The following is a 13,218-nucleotide window of genomic DNA, read 5'->3' as shown; positions in this document are numbered from 1 at the left end:
CTTCAGGGATGAAACGGCCCGATTCTGCAACGACGCCTGGGAGTATTGCCTAGCAGATGACCGCAGCGGAATGAATCTCACTGCGGATAAGGTTTGCACGTTCGGAACGTATCCGCCCTGGAAGGACTTCACACATGACAGCAGTACCTACCGTTGAACTCAACGACGGCACCACGATCCCGCAGCTGGGATTCGGGGTGTGGCAGGTGCCCGCCGAACAGGCCGAGGATGTGGTCACCAAAGCTCTGCAGACCGGCTACCGGCATATCGACACTGCTGCGGTCTACCGAAACGAGGAGGGTGTGGGCGCAGCGATTGCCGCCTCCGGCATACCTCGGGACGAGCTGTACGTGACCACCAAGCTCTGGGTCTCAGACTTCAAGAAGGGCGCTACCAAGCAGGCCCTGGAGACCTCACTGGCCAAGTTGGGTCTGGACGCGGTGGACCTCTACCTGATCCACTGGCCGGCCCCGGCCGATGAGAAGTACCTGGAGGCTTGGCAGGCCATGGAGGAGCTGCAGGCTGAGGGTAAGACTCGTTCCATCGGCGTCTCCAACTTCCTGCCCGAGCACCTGGACAAGGTGGCCGAGGCGGGCTCGGTGATCCCGGCGGTCAACCAGGTGGAGGTTCACCCGGCTCTGCAGCAGCGGGACATCCAGGCCGCGAACACCAAGTACGGCATCGCCACCCAGGCCTGGAGCCCACTGGCTCAGGGTGCGGTCTTCGGTGATCAGCCCATCGTCGACGCCGCCGGAGCCCACGGGGTCACCGTGGCTCAGGTAATCATCCGCTGGCACCTGCAGCGCGGCCGGATCCTGTTCCCCAAGTCGGTGACCCCGGCCCGGATCGAGGAGAACTTCGATGTCTTCGGATTCGAGCTCACTGATGCCGAGCTGGAGGCTATCGACGCTCTGGACCGGGGCGAGCGGACCGGTATGGACCCCGCCACCTTCAACCCGAGCTAGTCCCGGGGGGCGGGCACGCCCCAGGCGCAGATAGACGAAGGGAGGCCCGTCCGGAGCTGATCCGCACGGGCCTCCCCTCGTACCTAGGGGCAGATGACGCTACTTGGCGTCGTCGTTGTCCTCCAGGTCCACTACCGGAATGGTTCCGGTGGCGACCGTCTCATCGAAGTACTCCTCCGCCTCCTGCTCCCAGCCGGAGTAAGACTCTGAGTACTCAGGAGTGGCGAAGACCTCATCGCGTACCGGGTCCTGATACGCCGCGGACTGATCCCAGCCCAGCACACCGCTGTCCGGGTTGACGTAGGTGGCCGCGGCCGGAATGTCCTGGATGGCCAGCACCAGATCGTTGTTGGCCGTACCCCGGGACTCGGCACTGCCCGCACCGCTGGTGGGGGGCAGACCGGACAGGGTGGCCGAGGTGGCGCCGAACATAGCGCGCAGCGTCTTGGTCTGCCTATTGAGGATCTCCAGCACAGTCTTCTGCACTGCCGGACCCTCCTCAGCGCCGGTCTGCTGGCGCGCGGTCTCCACAACCGCGGCCTTCGTGGCATGGCGGCGCACCCGCACATAGCGCGGAGTGGTGCGACCCTCGTAGAGGAACAGGCGCACCTGCGCGATCACCGCCAGCGCCATCACAATTGAGAACGGCGCGGCCGATGCGATCGCTGCCACCTGCAGCACACGCAGCGAGGAGTCCGGATCATCACCGGCGGCCAGCAGCACAATGGCGGCAAGGGCGATCAGCGCGGTCCAGAACACCCGGGTCAGCTTGGGAGTCTCAGTGCGCCCGCCGTAGGCGAGCACATCGGTGACCAGGGAGCCGGAGTCGCCTGAAGTGATGAAGAAGATGGTGATCACGATGATCGCCAGCACTGCGGTGATCGAGGCCAGCGGCAGGTGATCCAGCAGCTGGAACAACGAGGCCTCGGTGCCCACGGTCTCGCCGCCCTCACCGTCATCGACCAGCATGGTTCCCTCGGTCAACTGGTAGTAGATGCCGGAGGAGCCGAAGATGGAGAACCAGATGATGCCCACAGCGGTGGGAGCCAGCAGCACGCCGAGCACGAACTCACGGATGGTGCGGCCGCGAGAGATGCGGGCGATGAACATGCCCACGAACGGCGCCCAGCTCATCCACCAGCCCCAGTAGTAGATAGTCCAGTCAGCAGACCAAGCTCCGCCCAGCAGGCCCCCGTCCTCACCGCCGGCACCGGCAGCATAGTCGGCGTTGGTCTCGAACATCAGCTGCGGGAAGGCCAGCGCGTACTCACCGGCGTTGGAGATCAGCGACTGCAGCAGGAAGAGGGTGGGGCCGGCGAAGAGCACGAACAGTGCCAGCACAGCGGCGGCGATCAGGTTGAAGTTGGACAACCATTTCAGGCCCTTGTGCACGCCGGTGATCACTGAGATCGTGGCGATGATCATGATCACGACCACCAGTCCGGTCAGCAGCGGCTCCGAGGTGGGGTCATCGACCCATTCCATGAAGCCCATGCCGGCTGCGATCTGCTGCGCACCGATGCCCAGGGAGGTCACCACACCGAAGACGGTGCCGACAATGGCGATCACGTCGATGACGTGGCCCACCCAGGACTCGATGAGCTTGCGCCCGAAGATCGGCTCCAGCAGCCAGCGGATGGCCAGCGGGCGGCCCCGGCGGAAGGTCATATAGGCCAGACCCAGGCCAATCACAACGTAGATGGCCCACGCGTGCAGGCCCCAGTGGAACAGGGACTGCCCTACGGCAGTGCCGGCCACGGCGGACTCGGTGGCCGCGATGATATTGCCGTCCGCGTCAACACCGGCCTCCCCGGAGATCTCCGGGGGTGCGATCATGTGCCACAGGGGCTCGGCCACGCCCCAGAAGACCAGGCCGATGCCCATACCGGCTGCGAAGAGCATGCAGAACCAGGAGCCCAGTGCGAACTCCGGCTTCTCATCGTCACGGCCCAGCCGGATATTGCCCACTTTGGAGAGCCCGGCCCACAGGGCGAAGATCACAAAGCCGGTGCACAGCACCACGTACCACCAGCCCACACCGTTCACGATGGTGCTGTTCAGGGTCTCGAAAGCCTCAGCGCCGTGCTCGTTTCCCCACCAGGTGGCGAAGGCCAGGGCGCCCAGAATAATGATGACTGAGGGAATGAAAACCCACAGATTCAGTCCGCGTACCACGTCCGATAAGGACCAGTCGCGCAACTTTTCCCCTTCTGGCTGTGAAGCCATGAAGATCCTCCTCAATTGCGAGTTGTGTATCTCTTTACCCAGCTACTCTATACAATTCAGCTCCGATTACACGTTGATAACTGTTTTGTGTAGAGACCCCTCCGGGGTTGGCCTCCCGCCCCAGACGGGTTACGGTGGAACCCATGCCCACAGGCTCTGATATGCCTGCGCGCCGAATAAGGAAGAGGGAGGCGCTGCGCCCCGCCGCTGCAGTGCTTCTGGCTGCATGCCTCTCTCTTGCCGCCGTTCCGCCCGCGCAGTCCGGTACTGCTGAGGGGGTCGCTGGTGCGATCCCCTCGCCTCTGTACCCTGCGCCCGGCCAGCCCAGCCAGGAGGCCAATGGCGACCAGGACGACGCCGCCACCTCAGTAGTCACCAAGGAAAAGGGTGATCTGCGCGTGGCCACACTGCACGCCGGCATCACCGCAGACCCTGATGCCGAGGCCCCCGTGCAGAGCCTGGTGAACAGCTTGGCCACCGGAAACCACAGCCAGGCCAGGGCTGTGGCGCAGACCGCGCAGCTCAACGAACCCGATGTGCTCATTCTCACCGGGGTCAGCTATGACGAGGACCAGCAGATCGCCGAGCAGCTCAGCGGATACCTGGCCTCCGGCCAATACAGTGCAGCAGGTCTGGACTACCCCTATGTTTTTACTGCACCGACTAACTCCGGCCGAGAGTCCGGTGTGGACCTCGACGGCGACGGCAGCATTGGCGGACCTGGGGATGCGGTGGGCTACGGGGAGTATCCGGGTCAGTACGGCACCGTGATCTTCTCCAAACACCCCATCGTGGAGGATGAGGTGCGGACCTTCCAACAGTTCCTCTGGAGCGATGTCCCTGAGGCCGGGATGCCGCAGGGCTACTCCGATCTTGAAGCCTCCGTGCTGCGTCTCAGCGAGACGACACTCTGGGATGTTCCCGTGGAGGTGGAGGGTCACCGAGTCAACCTGGTGACCACTGCCGTCACCGATCAGAACGGGGCCGAGGATACTGCCCGGGGCGATGACCTCCGGCAGGTGATCTCAGACTATGTGTCCGGCCAGGCCTGGTACCTCTATGACGATGAGGGTGAGACTGCCGCAGGCCAGACGGCCGCCCACTATGTGGTCGCCGGAGTTCCCGCCGCCAAGACCGGCTCCGAGAACCTCGATGTGCTGCTGGACTCTGCGGTGCTCCAGGACCCCCAGCCTGAGGCGGTGACCGAGCGCCCGCTCTCCGACCGACCCGGCTCCGTATGGCACACTGACCCGCTGGCCACCCGGTACGTACCGGGGGACCGGGACCTCCGCGCCTCCTATGTGCTGCCCTCCACCTCTTTGCAGGTGAACAACTCTGGCGTCTTCTGGCCCGGGGAGGGCGAGCTCGGCTACCAGGTGGTGAACCCTGAAGGCGCCTATGCGCTGACGGACCGCCTGGTCTGGGTGGATCTGACTCTAGGCGGCTGAGACTCTAGACTCGGAGTATGGCTTCAGCAAATCTTGTGCCCTTCTCCGGAGGCCGTCAGGCACCCGTGCCGCAGCTGCCCCGCAATGAGCAGCGGCTGCGCCGGAAACAGGAGAAGCAGGCGGCCCGAAAGGCCTCCAAACCGCTGTTCCGGGGTGCGGCCACCGGGTTTCTGGCCGCAAAGTCCATCTCTCTTGTCTCCCGCCAGGCGTTCAACGAGGACGGCTCCCTCACACCCAGCGCCGAGACCTGGCTGACCCGCGCAGTCACTGTGCAGCGCCCCCTGGTGCTGGCTAATCTGCGCAGACTGCGCAAAGCCCACCCCACTCTCACCAACCGCCAGCTGGCTATGCAGCTGGACAAGGAGTTCAAACGCTCCATGACTGGCGGCGGGGCGCTGATCGGCGCCACCTCCGCGGTTCCCAGGGTCGGCACTGTCACCTCGATGGGGCTGTCCGTGTTGGCCACGGGGAGCTTCTTGGAGCTCTGCGCCCTGTATGCCCAGTCCATGGCGGAGCTCTCCGGCATCAGCACCGAGGATCCGCAGCGGGCCAAACTGTTGGTGATGGGCATTATGCTCGGCGATGAGGGCCGCAGGCTGTTGGGGGAGCTCTCTGCTCAGGCTGACGGCCGCGGCCCCGGACCAGTCGGGTCCATTGTGCCGATGAGTTCCCTGGCTGTGAACTCTGCCGGGTCCTCCACGATGGCCAATCTCATCACCAATCAACTGAAGAAGCAGTTCGTGCGCCGCTTCTTCATCCGGCAGGGCACCTCGATGTTCGCCCGAGCAGTGCCCTACGGCATCGGCGCGGTCATCGGAGGAGTGGGTAACCGGGCGCTGGCCAAACAGATCACTTCCACCGCTCACAGCACCTTCGGGGAGCTGCCGGAGCAGACACCCAGGGCCCTGGTGGAGGATTTCCAGCGCGGCCTGGAGCGGGAGAAGCTCCGCGCGGACCGCAAAGAGCGCCGGGTGAAGAAGAAACAGCTCAGAACAGCTTCCAAGAGCTCCCGCAAAGACGCTAAGGCTATCCGCAAAGCTCAGAAGGTTCAGGAAGTCAGCGTGCTGCCGGGGGAGTTCACCAAGAACTGAACCGGATCAGCGCGGTTCATCGACTATTCACGCAGAGTTGGGCTGACATTCGGCCTCCGGGCAGTCGCCGGTTGGTCCCGGGAACCTAGTCTGTGGACCGTGATCATCAGTCTGCAGCCGGTACCTGAGGACCTCGAGGACTCAGCCGCCATCCCACGACGACGCCGGGCAAGGGTCTTCGCCCACCGCGGCGCCTCAGCACTCTTCCCTGAGCACACTCGAGCGGCCTATCTGCGTGCCCTGGAGGATGGTGCGGAGGGATTGGAGATTGATCTGCACCTGACCCGCGATGGGGAGCTGGTCTGCTTTCATGACGCCACCTTGGAACGCACCACAGATGGCACTGGTGCGGCGGCGGATACCACCTTGGCCCAGCTGCGTCGTCTGGACGTCTCCAGCTGGAAGACGCCGCGACTGCCGGCCTGCTACGGGACCAGGGCGCAGCAGCTGATGACTCTGCAGGATGTACTCGAGTTGGTCTGCGCTGCCGGCCGGGATGTTCGGCTGGCCATCGAGCTCAAGCATCCTTCCCCCTATGGTCATGCGCTGGAGGACCGGACGCTGAAAGTGCTGCTGGCTGCCGGCTGGGACCCAGAAACCTCACGGATCGAAGTGGGGGACCACACTGTGCGGGTGAGCTTCATGAGCTTTGACCCCGCCTCATTGCGGTACCTGAGCGAGCTGGTGCCCACAGACAAGCTCTGCGCTCTCTTTGCCCGGGTGGAGGAAGCCGATATCAGCGCCCGGTTGGCGCGGCTGCGTTTCTCCGCAGCCGTGCGGCCACTGGTCGGTGCAGTGATGCGGCGTGCCGTGAAGGAATCGGAGGCACTGGTGTGGAACCGGCAGGTGGGGATGGCCGGTCCGGGCATCAGCTACGCCCGGCAACACCGGGCGGAGCTCAAGGCATGGATAGCCCGCGGCTCGCGGCTGCGGGTATGGACTGTGGACACTCTGGCGGATGCGGATCTGATGGTGGATCTCGGCGTCCAGGAGCTCACCACTAATCACCCGGGCCGCCTGGTCCAGCACCTGAGCCGCTGAATCCTCGCGCAGCGCCGGTGTGATCGGTAGGATGTCGGAACACCACATCCCAGGAGGTCTGCCATGATCCCCGAAAGCACCGGCGTCGTCGTCGGAGTAGACGGCTCCGAACAGTCCCTGCGCGCCGCCCACTGGGCTGCTGCTGAGGCACACCGCCGCGAGCTCGGCCTCACCGTGGTGACTGCCTATTCCATCCCCGCTTTCGCGGCCTCCTCGATGGACGGCGGTTACGCCATGATGGATGACTCCTCCCTGCGCGCTGGTGCGGAGAAAGTCATGGAGGAGGCAAAGCAGTTTCTGCGCGACTACCCCGGAGAGGTGACCTACCGAATCGAGTCCGGGGACCCGACCGCGGTGCTGCTGGAGTACTCAGAGTCTGCTGAGGTGCTGGTGGTGGGCTCCCGCGGCAGGGGAGGCTTCTTCGGCCGACTGCTCGGCTCCGTCTCCTCAGCCCTGCCTGCCCATGCCAAATGTCCCACTGTGCTGGTGCCCCTGAAGTTCTCTTCCAAGGAGGAGAACGCCGTGACTACGGCCACCGGTGCGATTCCGATCGTCTCCAGTGCCGATCAGCCGGGCGCGCCGGCCCCGGCCTCTCTGATTGAAGAGGGCGCTAAGCCCATCCGCACCCGGGACAGAAGACCTGTGGTGGCCGGAGTGGACGGGTCTGACTACGGCCGTGTGGCCGCCCTGACCGCCGCCCAGGAGGCTGCCGAGCGCGGCACCAAGCTCAGGCTGGTGTGTGCCCTGCCTCCGCTGGGTGCGACGCTGGTGTGGATCCCCACCCACATCGAGGACACTGATGCGCTGGCCGAGCTTCAGGAGAAGCTCAATGCCGGCCGGCTCTGGCTCAACAGCCATTTCCCGGACCTGGAGATTGATGCTGAGGTCATCGACGGCACGGCGGTCGATGTGCTGGTCGCCGAGACGCGCAGTGCTCAGCTGACCGTTTTAGGCACCCGGGGGCGCGGCGGCTTCGCAGGTATGCTGCTGGGCTCCACATCCCAGGGCGTGCTGCAGCACGCCGAGGGACCGCTGATGGTGGTCCCCGAGGGCGAGGACGAGCGTATCGAGAACCGCCCTGAGTTCGGCCCAGTGCTCTGAGTCTGTCCCGCGGCGCCGCACGCCATGACGTGGCCCGCACAGCTGCTGCACAGCTACACGGGTCCCTGACGTCACGGTTCCCGTCGCCGCCGCTCTCGGCCGCGTGACCGCGGCCTTCACGCATTAGAGTCGCTGCCCGCTGCGCTTGCAGCTCATACGGTGGTCTGGTGCATACCAGATCCGGCAGGGAAAATCGCTGCGACACCCTGAGCGAAACCTTCTCAGAAGAGCCTGTGACAAAGTTGTACGGGGCTAACCTTCAACCTACTTGAAGGTTTAAAGATACTGCTTTGTGACCATACTTCCCCGGAATCACGCGGATCTCGGCTTCACAGTTTCATCACAGAAAACCTGAGGGACTATTGCCTCCGTGACCTTTTCGCAATTATCGTGAACGCCAGCAGCACCGCGAAGGGTTCCGATCCAGACACGTTTCCCATCTCAGTCGCTTGCCCCGGGGGTCTTCAAACCTCCAGGTGAGCGTCCGTGTCCAGGCCGGAGCCGCAGCAGGGTCTCTCCTACTACGGGACCTACGTTGGCGTGACCGCTGCGTCCTAAGAGGAAAAGTGAGGAAGAATTGTGAAGCACCGCCGCAATCTTGCGGTGGCGGCCGTCACCGCCGCCATCGTGACTACAGCGCTCATCGGGACCACTCTGCCCGACCTGGTCGCTGATCGCACCTCCGACGGCACCGCCGTGGAGCAGGGCGACAGCCAGAACCTCTCTGACGAGACTCTTGTACGAACCGATCTGCCTGAGACGCTCACCGCGGAGGAGATCTCCACCGCAGCTGAGTCCGCTGACGCACGCGACCAGATGATCATCGACATCCTGGGCCGGATCGACCAGGCTGTAGATCGCGCCGAGGAGCTGGAGCTGGAGCTCATGCGGCACCAGTCCCTGGCCATCGCTGAACTGGAGGAGGCCTCAGAGCTGCGCGAGGAGGCCGAGCGAGCCCAGCTCGAGGCCGAGGCGGCCCTTGCTCTTGACGCCTCTGACGATTACCAGAATTCCGAGACCTCCGCTGCCGATGTCCTGCTGGGCGAGGGTGATGCCCTGGCTGATGACGCCACCAACCAGCAGCTCGATGAGCAGGCTGAGCAGGATGCCGCGGAGGCGCTGCAGCGTCAGCGCGAGGCTGAGGAGCGCGCCGCCGCACAGGACGAAGTGGCTGCCGCCTCCCTGGGCGACCTCGGAGCCGAAGAGGCACAGATCCTCCAGCAGCGCCGCGAAGCCGACCAGCGGACCTGTGAACTGCTTGAGACCCTGCAGGAGGAAGAGGGCTTCGAGGGCTCACTGGACGACTTCCTGCTGTGGCTCTACAACCGTGAGGACGTCTCCGAGACCGGCACCGGGTACTTCGGCGAGGACGGCAGCATTGACTGCGATGCCGTCACCACCCGGATCAGCCAGCTGCGCACCCCGGCCGAGACCCAACAGACCACAGCCTCGGCCAGCAACCAGACCACCGAGGACTCTTCGGACGAAGCGGAAGGGGAAGCCGAATCGTCCGAAGAGTCTGAGGTCACCTCATTCGACTCGCTCAGCGCCGAGCGGCGCGAGCTGCTGGCCCAGGGCGCTGAGCTGGAAGGCTTCGACGGCGGAACTGCCGACTACTACCGGCTGGTCCTCGACAGTGCGGAGCTCACCAGCGGCGGTGCCGTGGACTGGGACGCCTTCGCAGCGCATGTGACCTACCTGGACTCCCGCGCCGAGGAACCTGCCCCCAGCCCCAGCGCCAGCCCGAGCCCCAGCGAGACTGCGACCTCTTCGCCAAGCCCCAGCCCCTCGGCAACCCCCACCCAGTCCGGGGCGGCCAGCTACGGATCGCTGAGCTCGGACCAGAAGGCTCTGCTGGCTGAGGCCGCCGAGCTGGACAGCGACTTTGCCGGTGGTGCCCAGGACTACTATCAGGTGATTCTGAACAACGATCTGTTCACCACCAGCAGCGGCAGCGTGAGCTGGACCGTAGTGGAGGGCGAGGTCGCGCGCCTGGAGAACCAAGCGGCTCAGGCTGCGGCCAGCGCCTCACCGACCCCCAGCCCGAGCCCGACGGCCAGCTCCTCGCCGAGCCCCACTGCCACACCGTCCCCCACCCGGACCCCGACGCCGACTCCGAGTTCATCTCCGACTCGGACTGCGACCCCGAGTCCCACCCCTACCCAGAACCGGGTCCCGCACTGGGACGATCTGAGCGGGGAGCTGCAGCGGCTGCTGAGTGAGGGCAGCAACATCGACCCGAGGTTCGGCGGCGGCTCCGGCGGAGACTACTGGCGGTGGATCCCGGCCAACCGGCCCGATCTGCTCAACAGCGACGGCACCGTGTCCACCTCCAAGCTGGCCACCCACCTGAGCGGTCTGCGCAGCAGCTCCTCCGGCGGCAGCTCCAGCGGCTCATCGGGCGGTTCCAGCTCCTCAGGTTCCAGCTCCTCCGGCGGAAGCTCCTCCGGGTCGAGCTCGTCCGGGTCAAGCTCCTCCGGGTCGAGCTCGTCCGGGTCAAGCTCGTCCGGGTCAAGCTCCTCCGGCTCCTCCTCCAGCGGCGGAAGCCAGCCGGCGGGCAACACCGGCGGCAGCGGGGCAGCTCAGATCGCTGTGAACTGGGCCCGCGCCGAGGCCAACCGCTCCGGCAACTACTACCAGCTGGGCGGCAACGGCCCCAACGCCTGGGACTGCTCGAGCTTCGTGCAGGCTGCCTACGCCAGCGCCGGTGTGAGCCTGGGCCGCACCACCTACGCCCAGATCACCCAGGGAACCCAGGTCTCCTGGGCTAATCGCCAGCCTGGCGACCTGATCTTCTGGGGCAACTACCACGTGGCCATTTACCTGGGCGGCGGGATGATCGCCGATGCCGGCTCCCCCTCCTCCGGGGTGAGCGTGCGGCCGGTCTTCCAGCAGCACAACATCAGTCAGGTCCGCCGCGTAGGCTGATACTCAGTACTCAGTACCACGACGCCCTCGGCACAACCAGAAACCAGCACTGGTGCCGAGGGCGTCGTCGTTATCCCCAACCGAGCCGGTGCAGGGTGGCGTCGTCGATGCCGAAGAAGTGCGCGACCTCATGGACCACAGTGACGGTCACCTGCTCCACCACCTCCTGCTCGGTGTCACAGATGTCCAGGATCGCGGCCTTGTACAACGTGATCCGGTCCGGCATGGCCCAGGGCTCCGCGCCGCGCTCGGTCAGCGGTATCCCTTCATACAGGCCCAGCAGCACGGTGTCTGGGGCCTCCCAGGGCTCGGGCTGGTAGCGCTCCTCCACAAAGACCGCGACATTGTCGATCTTGGCTGCCAACCGGTCGGGGATGAGCGCCAAGGCATCGGTCACAGCGGCGTCGAACTGCTCATCGCTCATCTCCACGGCCATGGCAGAGAGTCTACGGGCTGATGGATCACCGGATTCCGGCGGTGCTCCGCAGGCTGGGATGAGGCGCGGCGCGGGCCGGTTCGATAAGGTCGGTGTATGGGAGAGACGCAGAATCCACTGGAAGTTCTCAGCCTCGAGGCGCTCCGCCGCCGCCAGTCCCTCAAATGGCGGGCCTTCGGCGACGAGGTGCTCCCGCTGTGGGTGGCCGAGATGGACACCCCGCTGGCGGCGCCTGTTGCCCAGGCGCTGAACCGGGCGATTGAGCTCGGCGACGCCGGCTACCCTTCCGCCGGGCCGTATATCGAGGCCTTCCGGAACTTCGCGGCCAGGCGCTGGGAGTGGGAGCCGGGCGCCGAACAGATCCGCCCGGTCCGCGATGTGATGACCGGAGTGATTGAGGCCCTGCGATTAGCCGGTGAGTTGTGGGACACCGTGATCGTCTCATCCCCGGTCTACCCGCCGTTCTTCAACTACCCGGTCACCGCCGGCCGCCGTGTGGTGGAGGCACCGCTGGGGGCCGAGGGCAGACTGGACTTCGAGATGCTTGAGGAGTCCTTCAACCTCCGCACCGCCGGGGGCCAGGCCTCCTACCTGCTGGCCAATCCCCATAACCCCACCGGGACGGTGCACACACGCCAGGAGCTGGAGCAGCTGGCCCGGCTGGCCGCAGACTACGGGGTCCGGGTCATCTCCGATGAGATTCATGCGCCGCTGGTCTACGCCGAGACTGATTTCACCCCCTACCTGACGGTGGATCCGCGCGGCTACGCGGTCACCTCCGCCTCCAAGGGCTGGAGCCTGGCGGCGTTCAAGGCCGGGCTGCTCATCGCCGGTGAGGAGGTCGCCTCAGAACTGGCCGATCTGCCGCCTGAGGCCTCCCTGGGAGCCAGTCATATCGGTGTATTGGCCCAGACCGCGGCCTTTGCCGAGGGCGAGCCCTGGTTGGACGCGTTGCTGCAGGGTTTGGACGCCAACCGCATGCTGCTCACCGAGCTGCTGGCCGAACATGCCCCGCAGGTGTCCTATTCGGTGCCGCAGGGCACATACTTCGGCTGGCTGGACTTCAGTGAGTTCGGGTACGACGACGCCCCCAACGGTGGGGCGGAGCGGCCCATTCAGGGGCCCGCCAAGCACCTTTTGCAGGAGGCGAAGGTCGCCCTGACCGGCGGGCATGCCTTCGGCACCGGCGGTGAGCAGCACGCGCGCCTGAACTTCGCCACCAGCCAGGCCATTCTCACCGAGGCTGTCCAGCGCATCGGCGCTGTGCTGGTCCCGGCGGCGGGCTCAGGTCCCGATCGCCTCTCGTCCGGCTGACGCCGGACTTCACGCATTGAAGTCGGCGCTTGCTTCGCTCGCGCCTCACCCCGCCCGGGCCAACTAGGCCAGGCCGAGATCAGTCTTGGAGTAGGCGTAGAAGCAGGGCACCCCGGCCTCCGCTTCGATGCGTTCCTTGGCCCCGGTGTCACGGTCGACAATCACGGCCACGGCCTGCACGTCGCCGCCGGCCGCGCGCACACCCTCGACCGCCTGCAGCGCGGACCCTCCCGTGGTGGAGGTGTCCTCCAGGACCACCACTGGCCGTCCTGCCACACTGGGCCCTTCCACCTGGCGGCCCATACCGTAGGATTTAGCGGCCTTGCGCACCACAAACGCGTCCAAGGGCTTGCCCTGGGCTGCCGCGGCGTGCAGCATGGCGGTGCCCACCGGGTCAGCTCCCATGGTGAGGCCGCCGACGGCGGCGAAGCTGATCCCGGCATCCTGCAGCATCCGCAGCATCACCTGCCCCACCAGTGGCGCAGCTTCATGGTGCAGAGTGACCCTGCGCAGGTCCACGTAGTAGTCGGCTTCCTTCCCGGAGGAGAGGGTGACCCTTCCTCTGACCACGGCATGGCTGTCGATGAGGTCTCGAAGCCGGGTGGCGGCGTCGTCGTGCTGTTCCAGGAGGGCTGAGGCGTAGGACGTCATACTCATCAGCTTATCCT

General features: G+C 65.6%; 10 protein-coding genes. 7 read left to right on the top strand and 3 right to left on the bottom strand.

Annotated features, from left to right (window positions below):
* The first annotated feature begins 134 nt into the window (after nucleotides 1-134).
* The gene (locus GNZ21_RS08310) at nucleotides 135-965 is read left to right on the top strand and encodes an aldo/keto reductase (RefSeq protein ID WP_157323210.1); all 831 of its coding nucleotides are present in this window, start codon (nucleotides 135-137) and stop codon (nucleotides 963-965) included.
* Between the two features lie 99 nt (nucleotides 966-1,064).
* Here the strand turns inward: GNZ21_RS08310 and GNZ21_RS08305 are convergent, their stop codons facing one another.
* On the bottom strand, nucleotides 1,065-3,191 hold the full coding sequence (locus GNZ21_RS08305) for a BCCT family transporter (RefSeq protein ID WP_157323208.1): 2,127 nt from the start codon (nucleotides 3,189-3,191) through the stop codon (nucleotides 1,065-1,067).
* A 143-nt stretch (nucleotides 3,192-3,334) separates the two neighbouring features.
* Between GNZ21_RS08305 and GNZ21_RS08300 the strand changes: the two genes are divergently transcribed.
* From GNZ21_RS08300 to GNZ21_RS08280, 5 genes are all read left to right on the top strand, one after another.
* Nucleotides 3,335-4,639 carry an endonuclease/exonuclease/phosphatase family protein gene (locus GNZ21_RS08300; protein WP_157323206.1) on the top strand — a complete coding sequence of 435 codons (1,305 nt, stop codon included), beginning with the start codon at nucleotides 3,335-3,337 and terminating at the stop codon, nucleotides 4,637-4,639.
* 17 nt (nucleotides 4,640-4,656) lie between these two features.
* Nucleotides 4,657-5,730: a hypothetical protein gene (locus GNZ21_RS08295; protein WP_157323204.1), complete on the top strand. Its 1,074-nt coding sequence runs from the start codon at nucleotides 4,657-4,659 to the stop codon at nucleotides 5,728-5,730.
* 99 nt (nucleotides 5,731-5,829) lie between these two features.
* Nucleotides 5,830-6,771, top strand: a complete 942-nt coding sequence (locus GNZ21_RS08290; protein WP_308805460.1) for a glycerophosphodiester phosphodiesterase — start codon at nucleotides 5,830-5,832, stop codon at nucleotides 6,769-6,771.
* Nucleotides 6,772-6,834: 63 nt separating this feature from the next.
* Nucleotides 6,835-7,872: a universal stress protein gene (locus GNZ21_RS08285; RefSeq protein ID WP_157323202.1), complete on the top strand. Its 1,038-nt coding sequence runs from the start codon at nucleotides 6,835-6,837 to the stop codon at nucleotides 7,870-7,872.
* Between the two features lie 579 nt (nucleotides 7,873-8,451).
* A complete protein-coding gene (locus tag GNZ21_RS08280; RefSeq protein WP_157323200.1) occupies nucleotides 8,452-10,800 on the top strand; it encodes a C40 family peptidase in 2,349 nt (782 codons plus the stop codon).
* Between the two features lie 70 nt (nucleotides 10,801-10,870).
* On the opposite strand, the gene GNZ21_RS08275 is transcribed toward GNZ21_RS08280, so the two are convergent.
* On the bottom strand, nucleotides 10,871-11,236 hold the full coding sequence (locus tag GNZ21_RS08275) for a metallopeptidase family protein (protein ID WP_157323198.1): 366 nt from the start codon (nucleotides 11,234-11,236) through the stop codon (nucleotides 10,871-10,873).
* 96 nt (nucleotides 11,237-11,332) lie between these two features.
* Between GNZ21_RS08275 and GNZ21_RS08270 the strand changes: the two genes are divergently transcribed.
* A complete protein-coding gene (locus GNZ21_RS08270) occupies nucleotides 11,333-12,550 on the top strand; it encodes a MalY/PatB family protein (RefSeq protein WP_157323196.1) in 1,218 nt (405 codons plus the stop codon).
* Between the two features lie 63 nt (nucleotides 12,551-12,613).
* Here the strand turns inward: GNZ21_RS08270 and pyrE are convergent, their stop codons facing one another.
* A complete protein-coding gene (pyrE, locus tag GNZ21_RS08265) occupies nucleotides 12,614-13,201 on the bottom strand; it encodes an orotate phosphoribosyltransferase (RefSeq protein ID WP_157323248.1) in 588 nt (195 codons plus the stop codon).
* Nucleotides 13,202-13,218 lie beyond the last annotated feature (17 nt).

It is taken from the genome of Nesterenkonia alkaliphila (assembly GCF_009758175.1).
Taxonomy (GTDB): Bacteria; Actinomycetota; Actinomycetes; order Actinomycetales; family Micrococcaceae; genus Nesterenkonia; species Nesterenkonia alkaliphila.
This window is presented reverse-complemented; position numbering and strand designations above follow the sequence as displayed.

Coding starts and splice junctions, on each gene's coding strand:
- GNZ21_RS08310 (WP_157323210.1), top strand. CDS start 135: ATGACAGCAGTACCTACCGTTGAACTCAACGACGGCACCACGATCCCG.
- GNZ21_RS08305 (WP_157323208.1), bottom strand. CDS start 3,191: ATGGCTTCACAGCCAGAAGGGGAAAAGTTGCGCGACTGGTCCTTATCG.
- GNZ21_RS08300 (WP_157323206.1), top strand. CDS start 3,335: ATGCCCACAGGCTCTGATATGCCTGCGCGCCGAATAAGGAAGAGGGAG.
- GNZ21_RS08295 (WP_157323204.1), top strand. CDS start 4,657: ATGGCTTCAGCAAATCTTGTGCCCTTCTCCGGAGGCCGTCAGGCACCC.
- GNZ21_RS08285 (WP_157323202.1), top strand. CDS start 6,835: ATGATCCCCGAAAGCACCGGCGTCGTCGTCGGAGTAGACGGCTCCGAA.
- GNZ21_RS08275 (WP_157323198.1), bottom strand. CDS start 11,236: ATGGCCGTGGAGATGAGCGATGAGCAGTTCGACGCCGCTGTGACCGAT.
- GNZ21_RS08270 (WP_157323196.1), top strand. CDS start 11,333: ATGGGAGAGACGCAGAATCCACTGGAAGTTCTCAGCCTCGAGGCGCTC.
- pyrE (WP_157323248.1), bottom strand. CDS start 13,201: ATGACGTCCTACGCCTCAGCCCTCCTGGAACAGCACGACGACGCCGCC.